This window comes from Serratia rubidaea (assembly GCF_016026735.1).
GTDB classification, from domain to species: Bacteria; Pseudomonadota; Gammaproteobacteria; order Enterobacterales; family Enterobacteriaceae; genus Serratia_B; species Serratia_B rubidaea.
This window is the reverse complement of sequence record NZ_CP065640.1, coordinates 183,087-195,737: the sequence shown is the minus strand read 5'-3', so window position 1 is coordinate 195,737 and position 12,651 is coordinate 183,087. Positions and strand designations below refer to the sequence as shown.

General features: G+C 55.2%; 8 protein-coding genes. 6 read left to right on the top strand and 2 right to left on the bottom strand.

Annotation, left to right across the window (positions count from 1 at the left end):
* Nucleotides 1-91 precede the first annotated feature (91 nt).
* Nucleotides 92-1,555: an IMP dehydrogenase gene (gene guaB, locus I6G83_RS00885; RefSeq protein WP_054306413.1), complete on the top strand. Its 1,464-nt coding sequence runs from the start codon at nucleotides 92-94 to the stop codon at nucleotides 1,553-1,555.
* Between the two features lie 122 nt (nucleotides 1,556-1,677).
* A complete protein-coding gene (gene guaA / locus I6G83_RS00880; RefSeq protein ID WP_015673398.1) occupies nucleotides 1,678-3,255 on the top strand; it encodes a glutamine-hydrolyzing GMP synthase in 1,578 nt (525 codons plus the stop codon).
* Between the two features lie 132 nt (nucleotides 3,256-3,387).
* On the opposite strand, the gene I6G83_RS00875 is transcribed toward guaA, so the two are convergent.
* Entirely contained in the window at nucleotides 3,388-4,605 is a 1,218-nt protein-coding gene (locus I6G83_RS00875) for an MFS transporter (RefSeq protein WP_054306414.1), read from the bottom strand.
* A gap of 174 nt (nucleotides 4,606-4,779) precedes the next feature.
* Here I6G83_RS00875 and I6G83_RS00870 point away from each other — a divergent pair, with 174 nt between their 5' ends.
* From I6G83_RS00870 to I6G83_RS00855, 4 genes are all read left to right on the top strand, one after another.
* Complete coding sequence (locus tag I6G83_RS00870) at nucleotides 4,780-5,670, top strand: LysR family transcriptional regulator (protein WP_054306415.1); 891 nt, start codon at nucleotides 4,780-4,782, stop codon at nucleotides 5,668-5,670.
* A gap of 651 nt (nucleotides 5,671-6,321) precedes the next feature.
* A complete protein-coding gene (locus tag I6G83_RS00865; RefSeq protein ID WP_161805789.1) occupies nucleotides 6,322-7,761 on the top strand; it encodes an MFS transporter in 1,440 nt (479 codons plus the stop codon).
* 47 nt (nucleotides 7,762-7,808) lie between these two features.
* On the top strand, nucleotides 7,809-9,488 hold the full coding sequence (locus I6G83_RS00860) for a glycoside hydrolase family 43 protein (protein WP_054306417.1): 1,680 nt from the start codon (nucleotides 7,809-7,811) through the stop codon (nucleotides 9,486-9,488).
* A 328-nt stretch (nucleotides 9,489-9,816) separates the two neighbouring features.
* The gene (locus tag I6G83_RS00855) at nucleotides 9,817-11,196 is read left to right on the top strand and encodes a carbohydrate porin (RefSeq protein WP_054306426.1); all 1,380 of its coding nucleotides are present in this window, start codon (nucleotides 9,817-9,819) and stop codon (nucleotides 11,194-11,196) included.
* Between the two features lie 141 nt (nucleotides 11,197-11,337).
* Here the strand turns inward: I6G83_RS00855 and I6G83_RS00850 are convergent, their stop codons facing one another.
* Complete coding sequence (locus tag I6G83_RS00850) at nucleotides 11,338-12,567, bottom strand: MFS transporter (protein ID WP_054306418.1); 1,230 nt, start codon at nucleotides 12,565-12,567, stop codon at nucleotides 11,338-11,340.
* Nucleotides 12,568-12,651: the final 84 nt, after the last annotated feature.

Genomic DNA, 12,651 nt, shown 5'->3' with positions numbered 1-12,651 from the left:
TAAGAAAGTGCTGGAGGCAACCGATTCCGCTCTGTATAATGCCGCGGCAATATTTTATCTTTTCCGCATCCACCCTGGTGAGATATTGCCCATGCTACGTATCGCTAAAGAAGCTCTGACGTTTGACGACGTTCTCCTGGTTCCAGCCCACTCCACCGTTCTGCCGAACACCGCAGAATTAGGCACTCAGCTGACCAAAACTATCCGCCTGAATATCCCTATGCTGTCCGCAGCGATGGATACCGTCACCGAATCCGGCCTGGCCATCGCGCTGGCGCAGGAAGGCGGCCTTGGCTTCATCCACAAAAACATGTCTATTGAGCGTCAGGCTGAAGAAGTCAGCCGCGTGAAGAAACATGAAAGCGGCGTAGTGACCGACCCGCAGACCGTAACCCCGTCCACCACGCTGAAAGAAGTCAAAGAACTGACCGAACGCAACGGCTTTGCCGGCTACCCGGTCGTGACCGAAGACAATGAGCTGGTCGGCATTATCACCGGCCGCGACGTGCGCTTTGTGACCGACCTGAACCAGGCGGTGACCGCGGTTATGACGCCGAAAGATCGTCTGGTGACGGTGAAAGAGGGCGAAGCGCGTGAAGTGGTGCTGCAAAAAATGCACGAGAAGCGCGTTGAGAAAGCGCTGGTGGTTGACGAAAGTTTCCACCTGCTCGGCATGATCACCGTAAAAGATTTCCAGAAAGCCGAACGTAAGCCTAACGCCTGTAAAGATGAGCAGGGTCGCCTGCGCGTCGGCGCGGCGGTCGGCGCCGGCGCCGGCAACGAAGAGCGCGTTGACGCGCTGGTTGCGGCAGGCGTTGACGTACTGCTGATCGACTCCTCCCACGGCCACTCTGAAGGCGTGCTGCAGCGTATTCGCGAAACCCGCGCCAAATACCCGGATCTGCAAATCGTCGGCGGCAACGTCGCGACCGCAGCCGGCGCCAAAGCGCTGGTTGAAGCCGGCGTCAGCGCGGTGAAAGTGGGCATCGGCCCTGGCTCTATCTGCACCACCCGTATCGTGACCGGCGTCGGCGTGCCGCAAATCACCGCCATCTCCGATGCGGTTGCAGCGCTGGAAGGCACCGGCATCCCGGTTATCGCCGACGGCGGCATCCGCTTCTCCGGCGATATCGCCAAGGCGATCGCGGCGGGCGCATCCTGCGTGATGGTCGGCTCCATGCTGGCGGGCACCGAAGAATCTCCGGGTGAAATCGAGCTGTATCAGGGCCGTTCATTCAAATCCTACCGCGGTATGGGCTCGCTGGGCGCGATGTCCAAAGGCTCTTCTGACCGTTACTTCCAGACCGACAACGCGGCGGACAAACTGGTGCCGGAAGGCATCGAAGGCCGCGTGGCGTACAAAGGCATGCTGAAGGCCATCGTACACCAGCAGATGGGCGGCCTGCGCTCCTGCATGGGTCTGACCGGCTGCGGCACCATCGACGAACTGCGCACCAAGGCGGAATTCGTGCGCATCAGCGGCGCCGGCATCCAGGAAAGCCACGTGCACGATGTGACCATCACCAAAGAGTCGCCAAACTACCGTATGGGCTAACCCACGGCAGAGATGTTTATGCGTAGCGGCGTGGCGTGCCACGTCGCTGGCCCCGCAGAGCGGGGCCATCACCACGCGCTTATTGTTGTTTTTTCTCCTTTTGTTGCTGGAATTCGCCTCACATGACACAAAATATTCATAAGCATCGCATTCTTATTCTGGACTTCGGTTCGCAGTACACCCAACTGGTAGCCCGTCGCGTGCGCGAAATCGGCGTTTACTGTGAACTGTGGGCCTGGGACGTCAGCGAAGAGCAGATCCGCGAATTCAACCCGAGCGGCATCATCCTGTCCGGCGGTCCGGAAAGCACCACCGAACACAACAGCCCGCGCGCGCCGGAATACGTCTTCAACGCCGGCGTACCGGTGCTGGGCGTGTGCTACGGCATGCAGACCATGGCGATGCAGCTGGGCGGCCAGGTACAGGGCTCCAGCGAGCGTGAGTTCGGCTATGCACAGGTGGAAGTGACCACCGAAAGCGCGCTGATCCGCGACATTGAAGACGCCATTAGCCCGGCAGGCAAACCGCTGCTGGACGTGTGGATGAGCCACGGCGACAAAGTCACCGCCATCCCGTCTGATTTTGTCACCGTCGCCAGCACCGACACCTGCCCGTTCGCCATTATGGCCAACGAAGAAAAACGCTTCTACGGCGTGCAGTTCCACCCGGAAGTGACCCACACCCGTCAGGGCCAGCGTATGCTGGAACGTTTTGTCCTGGATATCTGCCAGTGTGAAGCGCTGTGGACCCCGGCCACCATCATCGAAGATGCGGTTGAACGCATCCGCGAGCAGGTGGGTGAAGACCAGGTGATCCTCGGCCTGTCCGGCGGCGTGGACTCTTCCGTTACCGCGATGCTGCTGCACCGCGCCATCGGCAAGCGCCTGACCTGCGTCTTCGTTGACAACGGCCTGCTGCGCCTGAACGAAGCCAAGCAGGTGATGGAGATGTTCGGCGACCACTTCGGCCTGAACATCGTTCATGTGGAAGGCGAGCAGCGCTTCCTGGACGCGCTGAAAGGCGAGAACGATCCAGAAGCGAAGCGTAAAATCATCGGCCGCGTGTTCGTTGAAGTGTTCGACGAAGAAGCGCTGAAGCTGGACGACGTGAAATGGCTGGCGCAGGGCACCATCTACCCTGACGTGATCGAATCCGCCGCTTCCGCCACCGGCAAAGCGCACGTGATCAAGTCGCACCACAACGTGGGCGGCCTGCCGAAAGAGATGAAGATGGGTCTGGTTGAACCGCTGCGTGAGCTGTTTAAAGACGAAGTGCGCAAAATCGGTCTGGAGCTGGGCCTGCCGTACGACATGCTGTACCGTCACCCGTTCCCGGGGCCGGGTCTGGGCGTGCGCGTGCTGGGCGAAGTGAAGAAAGAGTACTGCGACCTGCTGCGCCGCGCCGACGCCATCTTTATCGAAGAGCTGCATAAAGCCGACCTGTACAACAAGGTCAGCCAGGCGTTCACCGTGTTCCTGCCGGTGCGCTCCGTCGGCGTGATGGGCGACGGCCGTAAGTACGACTGGGTTGTTTCGCTGCGTGCGGTGGAAACTATCGACTTTATGACCGCGCACTGGGCGCACCTGCCGTATGAGTTCCTCGGCCGCGTCTCCAACCGCATCATCAACGAAGTAGACGGCATTTCCCGCGTGGTGTACGACATCAGCGGCAAGCCGCCGGCGACGATTGAGTGGGAATAACTCCACGCTGATATCGCCCGTTTGATGGCATACAGATAAGACTAAGCCCGCTTAATAGCGGGCTTTTTTTTGCGTTGTCTGCAGTACTACTATTCGCTGTTGCTTGTACGGTCCGCATACTGCCTAAATCTGCTATGGGTTGCGGGTTCCGCTCTGTGTCTCTGCGATAGTCCGATAGCCAGCGGCGCGGCGGTCGTATGCGATCAGGGATAACAGCAGTGCCAGGCCCAGTACCGAGACCATCGCGCCGGTCATGCCCGTATAGCCGATGCCGATGGTTCCGATCGTTACGCCGCCCAATACTGAACCCAGGGCGATGCCAGAGTTGAAACCCGCGATATTCAGGCCCGCAGCGACGCCAAGGGCGTGTGGCGCATGCCGTTCGGCGATATGGATAAGGCGGGCCTGTAGAGCCGGTACGGAAGCGAAGCTAAACAGACCCAGCAGTGCAATCAGTATGCCCATGGTTACCGCAGAGGAGGCGAATAGCCACATTCCCAGCACGACCAGGGTTATGGCGGAGATAACGACCACGCTTGCATGGTTGACGCCCATCCGGTCGGTTACCTTGCCGCCGATGATGTTGCCGATGGCCGCTAATACACCGTAGGCCAGCATAAACAGGCTGACGGTGGCGGGACTAACCTGCGTTACGTCGGTCAGCAGCGGCGCGATGAAGGTATAGGCCGTGAACGAACCGGCATAGCCCAAGACGGTAACCAATGCGGCCAGCAGCAGAGCCGGGTGGAAGATGGCCTTCAGAGCCAGTGCAACAGACTCGTTGCCTGTATGTTCCCCATTTCGAGGCGGTTCCTTCATGCCTAGCAGCAGGCCCAGGAAGCCCAGAGCCCCGAATGCGGCAATCGTGCCGAGTACCGGTCGCCAGGCGCTTACCCCTCCCAGATAGGTACTGATGGGAACGCCGATCGCCATAGCGACCGTAAAGCCGCAAAATACCACCGCGACGGCGCTGCCCGCTTTTTTGGCGCCGACGAGGCCTGCTGCCGTGCTGGAGGCGGCGGCGAGGAACAGACCGTGTCCGAGTCCGGCAATGAAACGCGCCACCAGCAGCATTGAAATGCTGGTGGCAAGCGCTGCGGTCAGACTGCCGATGGTGAAGATCAGCATCGTCATCAGCATGGTCCGCTTGCGTGACCAGCTAGCCGTCAAAGCGGTCAGCACCGGTGCTGCAAAGGTCGCCCCCAGGGCATACCAGGTCACTGCGTGGCCGACGCGTTCGATGTTGACGTTCAAACTTTGTGCCATGACGGCAGTCAGACCGATAGGGACGAATTCTGCCAGGCCCAGCGCAAAGGCGCTGAGCGTGAAAATATAGATGATGATTGGCATGACGCACTCTCTCAATAAATCGGGGGAAACGGCCATTGGCCGCCGCTGGCAAGCAGGGTAGAGAGCGTTGTGAGATATGAGAAATTATTATTTAATCTATAATCGATAAATATTTTTATAGCTTGGCGGCCCGCGGCTGATTATGCACCGACGTAGCCGAAAGGAAGACGATATATGAGCCATCTCGACCACCTGCGCACCTTTATTGAGGCCTACCGACTGCAGTCGTTCTCGCGGGCGGCCGAATCCTTGGGCATGACACAGCCTGCGGCATCTTTGCATATTCAGGCGTTGGAAGCCTTTGTTGGCAAACAGCTGTTTGTACGGCGAGCGCGCGGCGTTGCCGTAACGGAAGCGGCCGATGAATTGGCGCGGGCTATCGGCCCGATGATCGATAGTTTGGAAACAAGGATGGCCTCCTACCGCAGCGGCGGTGAACTGGGGGGAACGGTGCATATTGCCGGGCCGTCTGACTTCATCTATTCCAGAATTGCGGCAGGACTGGCTCCGCTGATGGCTCAGGGATTCCGCATTAGGATACATACCGGCAACCGGGAACGAATCTACGCACTGTTAAATAATTCCACGGCCGATCTGGCAATTACTGCCTCGATGCCGGATGAACGTTCACATGGTTTCGCCCGATTGCTGTCAGAACGTTTTTTGCTGGTGTTGGCGCCGGAGTTGGCGGAGCAACTGGGGCAGCGTCCCAGCGCCGAACAGTTTGCAGACCTTCCGCTGATTGCATTTGACGAAGATTTACCGCTGATTCGGCCCATTTGGACCGCACTGTTTCAATTAGCGCCAACCCTGCAGGCGACCTTAACCATTCCTGATTTGCGCATCATCCAGGATCTCGTCATTAAGGGGCAGGGTTGGAGCGTGCTCCCTGATTATCAGTGCGTCGATGCACTGGCATCGGGAGCGTTGGTTTCCCTCACCCCGCTCGAAGACGCGCCGACCAATAATCTGTATTTGGTTTGGAATAAGACAGCAATGCGTAATCCGCGCATTGCGCACGTGCGTGATTTTATGCTTGGCCTGTTTGACAAGGGGCATGACTGAGAGTGGGCACCCTCCGTTATTCACCGATATCAAATCAGGCTTAACCCGCTTAATTGAGGGATTTTCTCCGCTAATATTATGTCACTATTCCATCTAACGCGCGTTGCCCACCAGAATACCCGCGCCAGCAGGAGTAGGCGTTACATTTCCATCAAACTCTCTCGCTGCTGCCCTAAATCAGTATTAAGCAGAAAGCCATCACCTTCACGCCTCTTCTTGAACATAGTTTTACCACCGGCTGCTGGCTGGTTTTCATTATCCTGTATTTCCTCGGCTGAGTGCTCAATTACGTTATCTCACTTTGTGATTAATAGAATGCTCAAATGTGAACCATATCTCAAAAAATACGGCCATCTATTTAATGTGTTAATAGCCATATCGGGCTTTCACTTTTCGGTGGAAAACCGAAGGAATTAAACAACGTGCTGGTTTTTCAGGCCAGGTTCAGCGACAGTGGACATGGCCGGTGAGTTGCCAATCTCCCCGTTGGCTATAGTCCTATATAAGGCCTTTGTCACCGTGCTCACGGAAATAAAAAAACATAATTAATAAGTACAAAAACGTAATAGATTACCAGCCGTAATCTGTGTCAGAAAGTATTCCGCGTTCACAAACCAGGCAGGAGATGTGATAAAAATGAGTGAAAACATAATGCAAAGTCAGCACGATGAGTATCATAAACTAACGCGTGGAGAACGCATTGGTTATGGGCTGGGTGACTTTGCCCAAAATCTTGTTTTTGGGACAATAGGCGGTTTTCTTGCTCTACACATGTTGACTGTTAATGCAATCAGCACCGCAGCCGCGGGGTTTATATTTCTTTTTGTCAGAATTCTCAATGTGTTTTGGGACCCGATGGTCGGAACTTTTGTTGATAAAAGGAGTTCAGCGTCCGGGAAATACCGTCCCTGGCTGCTAAGAGCCGGTATTCCACTTGTTATTCTCTCCGCCTTGCTGTTTGCACCTATTCCTGAAGTGCGTGGCTCCGTGCCTTTTGCCTTCGTCGTTTATCTGGCGCTGGATTTGGTTTATTCGGTGGTGAATATTCCTTATGGTTCTCTTAATGCTTCATTAACCAGAGATCCTGTCTCAATCGATAAGCTGACGAGTACGCGCATGATGCTGGCCAATAGCGCCAACCTTCTTGCCTATACCTTATTTCCCATGTTCGTACAAATGGCTGCTCCCAAAGATCGCAGCATCAAGGATACCGGGTTTTTCGGGCTTAAGCTGGAACTGGGGAACTATACCGATCCGTCCGCCAGCTACGCGTGGTTTGGCGTTTATTCTGTGTATATGATCGTCGGGGCGGCGGCGCTTTTCCTGTGTTATAAATTAACCAAAGAGCGCGTTGTCGCTACGGTAGAGCAATCTGCCAATGTAAAAGCGACGGATTTATTCCTTGAACTCAAAAATAACCGGCCGCTTGTCATTCTCGGCGTGTTTTTTATGCTGGCCTTTACCTTCATGTTTTTTATGAATACGGTTAATGGTTTTTTCAATCAGTTTGTTGTCGGCCATTCGGAATGGATGGGCGCCGTTGGTCTTGTCGCCTCAATTCCAGGCATTTTATTCCCGGTTTTTTGGCCAAGACTCAAGAAAATATTTGGTAAAAAAGGGTTCTTCCACCTTTTTCTTGGCATGTTTATCGTGGGGGAATTGCTGACATACATCTGGTCACTCGATGGCATGCATGATGAACTCTGGCTAGCTTATATCGCAACATTTATTAAACAGTGGGGGTTAACGTCGGCGACCGGCTTTATGTGGGCGCTTGTCCCAGAGGTTATTGCGTATGGCGAATTAAAATCAGGCAAGCGAAACGCCGCAATTATTAATGCCATTATGGGGCTTTTTTTCAAAGTCGGCTTTACTCTTGGCGGCGCCATTCCGCTTTGGCTGCTGGCCGCTTATGGCTTTAACGAAGTCGCTGCCCAACAAGATGCAAACGCTATTGCTGGAATCAATATGACGGCGATTTGGATCCCGATAGCGCTAGCCTTTGTGTCGATGATCGTTATTCAATGCTATCCCATCTCAGATAAAAACATCACGGATATCAACCGTCAGCTCGATGAAATACGCATATAATTAAATGATTGATAAATAAGATAAATTTATTAAGAAGGTAAAGCCCTATGTCACTGATTCAAAACCCTATATTGCCTGGATTTAATGCAGACCCAAGTATTATCCGCGTCGAGGACACTTACTATATCGCAAATTCGACCTTTGAGTGGTTCCCCGGCGTTCGTTTACATGCGTCAAAAGACCTGGAGCACTGGAGTCTTCTGCCGAGTCCATTGTCAACAACGGCGCTTTTGCAGATGAAAGGGAACCCTTCATCAGGTGGGATCTGGGCTCCGGCCCTCTCTTATGCCGATGGCAAATTCTGGTTGGTTTATACGGATGTGAAAGTCACCGAGGGCGCCTTTAAAGACATGACCAACTACCTGACCACCGCAACGGATATCCGTGGTCCATGGGCCGATCCCATCAAACTGAATGGCGTCGGTTTTGATGCTTCGCTTTTCCACGACGATGATGGCCGTAAATACCTGGTGCAACAAACCTGGGACCACCGAGAGTACCGCCACCCTTTTAACGGCATTACGTTAACTGAATTTGATGCCGATACGCTGAAATTAAAACCGGAAACGGCGCGCACCATTTATCGGGGCACTGCGGTTGCGCTGGTTGAAGGGCCACACCTCTACAAACTGAACGGATACTATTATCTTTTTGCCGCTCAGGGGGGAACTGTCTTTACCCACCAGGAGGTTGTTGCCCGTTCAACCAGCCTGGACGCTGACAGTTTTGTAACGGCTCCGGGGGAGGTCTTCTTAACCAACGTAGATACTCCGGACAGCTATATCCAAAAACAGGGCCACGGCAGTCTGGTGTCAACCCCCGAAGGTGAATGGTATTACGCTTCACTCTGCGCGCGTCCCTGGAACCATGCCGGTGAGTCTGTCTACGATCCGCGCGGGTGGTCAACGCTTGGCCGGGAAACGTCGATTCAAAAAGTTTATTGGGATGAAGAGGGTTGGCCACGTATTGAGGGCGGCCACGGAGGAAAAACCTTCGTCGAAGGGCCAAAAGGTGCCGTTGGTAGCCACAGCGCAAGGGAGCATAGTCAGCAAGATGATTTTAAATCGTCGACGCTCGATCTCAACTGGAATACGCTCCGTGTTCCGTTCACCGAAAAAATGGGTACAACAGGCGACGGAAAATTGACGTTAATCGGACAAGGTTCTTTAGCGAATACTCATGACCTGTCGCTGATTGCCCGGCGCTGGCAGGCCTTCTATTTTGATGCGCAGGTTAAAGTTAAATTCAATCCATTTAATTACCAGCAAATGGCAGGTTTGACGAATTACTATAACGATCGTCACTGGAGCTTTGTATTCATTACCTGGAATGAAATTAATGGTGCGGTTATCGAGGTAAGTGAGAATAATCGTGGTAAATATACCTCGTATCTGAAAGAGGATGCCATAAAAATTCCGGAAGGTAGCGAGTATGTCTGGTTCCGCACAAGAGTAAGAAAGGAAAGTTATACCTATGAGTATAGCTTTGATGGGATTAACTTCAGTGAGATTCCGGTCACCCTGGATGCCGCTGTTCTTTCTGACGACTATGTATTGCAAAGCTATGGCGGGTTCTTTACCGGTGCGTTTGTCGGCCTGGCGGTCGTAGACTACTCCGGCTATGCCGCCAGCGCAGAGTTTTATAATTTTTCCTATCAGGAACATGGTGATTCGTTAATGGCAAATGGCAGTTATAGCTGGGAAGCCAGTGAATCACGCTTTAATTAAAGGCTAAAGTTGTAATTAAGATAATAAGTACAGCGTCAGTCGGGGGCTAATTCGTCCCTGACTGATTATGCGCACCCTCTGTGAAATTAACGCGGGTGCTGGCAGCGAAGTGTCCGATAGATACCTTACCGACCTGTTAACTGTTGGCATGACGTAATCACGTCCGTCAATATCTGATTGTTCTGACTATGGAGGATATTATTACGCCGATGTTATCACTGTACCTCTGAGAAATAAAAATAAAATCAACTTGTTTTGGTGGCGTCATTTCTATTGGCACCAGAACGGGATGGTTATTTTCTTAAAATATAATGAATTTGAGATAGCCATGAAAACTGTAAATAAAATCCCTTTAGCTATGGCGGCTATCGCCGCGCTGTGCCCTGTTTCCGTACTGGCGCAGGAATTCACCCAGGAACAGATTGACGCCATCGTGGCTAAAGCGGTCGATAAAGCGTTGGCCGAACGGCAGGTGAAAATTGACGCCGCAGCCGATAAAAAGATTGATGTCATTACCACCCCGCAGACCACCGCGGCCTCGCCGGACTTGGCGATCCCATTCGGCCTTAAATTCAGCGGCTATGCCCGCTATGGCGCCCACTTCCAGACCGGCGATCAGAAATATGTCGGCGTCGACGGTTCCTATAACGGCGCCTCGGCGATCGGCCGTCTGGGTAACGAAAGCAACGGCGGTGAATTCCAGATAAGCAAAGCCTTCAAAAGCGCCCAAGGGGCGATCTGGGATATTAACGTCATGTTTGACCACTGGAGTGACGAAGTGAACCTGAAAAAGGCCTACGTGGGCGTCACTAACGTGCTCGAATCTAACCCGAATGCCTACCTCTGGGCCGGCCGGGACTTCCACCAACGTCCGCAACAGGGGATCAACGATTACTTCTGGATGAACCACGACGGCCAGGGGGCCGGGGTGAAGAACTTTGATATTGGCGGCGTACAGTTTGACATGGCGGCGGTGTCGCAGGTGAAATCCTGTAGCCCGGAAGTGATGGCCGATGAGACGAATCCATCACGCATCACCTGCACGGGCAGTTCCGATACCGGCGATAACGGTCACTACGCGCTGACCACCAAAACCCACGGCATCAAGGCCGGGCCGATCGACGTTGAAGTGTACGCCAACTACGGCTTTGACTCGAAAGCGGTGGATAGCGACGAGCGACTCAAGGCCTGGCAGGGGGGACTGGTACTGAGCCATACCAACGACAGCGGGGTGAACAAGCTCATACTGCGCTACTCCGACAACGCGGATAACAGCGTTTACAGCAAGACCGACGATCTGACCACGGTCTACGCCAGCTTTGAGGGGAGCCATAAATTTACCCAGCAGGCGCAGGTCGAATATCTGCTGGCCTTCCATGATTATGATAACGGCAAGGACAACACCGACAACCGTAAAAACTATGGCGCCATCGTACGGCCGATGTACTTCTGGAACGACGTGCACTCCACCTGGCTGGAAGCAGGCTACCAGCGCGTAGACTACGATCGGGGCGGGGATAACAAGGGCTGGAAGCTGACGCTGTCGCAGAATATTGCCATTGGCATGGGGCCGGAGTTCCGTCCGATGTTACGTTTCTACGTCACCGGCGGTCAGGTGGAGAACGAACATACTGCCAAAGTTAATGGCGCCAGCAACGAACGTTTGGATTCACTGAACGTTGGCGGCATGTTTGAGGCGTGGTTCTAAGTTGGCAGGATAGCCTCCCAGGGAAGGGGCTTTGACGTCGCGTCAACGTACGCCGCTCCTCTTCTGCCAATAATGAATGCCGGCCCCAGGCCGGTTTTTTAAATTCTCAGCCTTAAAGATCGACTATAGCCCCTGCGGGCATCACTTGCCGTTCGCCCCATAACGCCGCGTTGCCCACCAGAATAGCAGCGCCAGCAGGCTGACCGCGGCGCCGAGCAGGCATACGCCCTGCCAGCCGGCGTAGGCGTAGGTCGCCGTGGTGCCGATAGCTCCCAGGCCGCTGCCGAGCGCGTAAAACAGCATATAGAGGCCGACCAGCCGGCTGTGGGCTTCGGGGCGGGTACGGAAAATCATGCTTTGGTTGGTGACGTGCAGCGCCTGTCCCCCCAAATCGAGCAGTACGATGCCGATCATCAATGCGCCCAGCGACCATGGCATCAGCGACAGCGGCCACCAGGCCAGCAGCAGCGCCGCAAGCGCCGCCGCACTGGTGCGTTGGGCATATCCCCGGTCGGCCCAGTGCCCGGCCCGTGCGGCAGCCAGCGCCCCCACGACGCCCGCCAGGCCAAAGGCGCCGATGGCGGTGTGCGAGAAGTTATAGGGTGGGGCGCTTAACGGCAGCACCAGCGCGCTCCAGAAGATATTGAACGCGGCAAACATCAGCAGCGCCAGCATGCCGCGCACCTGCAACACTTTTTCCTGCCGCAGCAGCGCCAACATTGAAGCGAGCAGGCTCAGGTAGCGCATCTTGTGCGGCGCGACCGGCAGGCGGGGCAGCCGCTGCCAGAGCGGTAGTGCGATCGCCAGCATCAGTACTGCGGCGCACAGGTAGACGCCGCGCCAGCCCGCCAGATCGCTGATGCCGCCGGCAAACACCCGCGCCAGCAACAGGCCGATAAACACGCCGCTTTGCGCCGCGCCAACCACGCGCCCTTGCTCATGGGGCGCAGCGGCGCTTGCCGCATAGGCAATCAGGCCCTGGGTCATCGCGGTGCCCAACAGGCCCACGGCGAGCATGCCGGCCAGCAGGGCGGGAGCGGAACGCGCCAGACCCACCGCGACCAGCGCAGCCGCAAGGGCAAGCAGCTGTATGGCGATCAGACGGCGGCGATCGCTCCGATCTCCCAGCGGCACCAGCAACAGCAGGGCCAGGGCGCAGCCGAGCTGGGTGGCGGTGATCACGCCGCCGACGGCCGCCTGGCCGATGCCGAAGTCCAACGCCAGCGCGTCGAGCAGCGGCTGGGCGTAATAGACGTTCGCCACGCTCAGCCCGCTGGCGACGGCGAACAACCACACCAGGCTGCCGGGCATCTTCACCGGCTGAGTCAGCGCGTTGTCCGGTGGTAACGGTGAGGCAACAGAACTCTTCATAGCAACGTCCTTGCAATCTGGTTGCAAAAAGAAACTGATTGAATGCTAGGTCAGGCAGTTTTAAAATGCAACCAGAAAACCAAC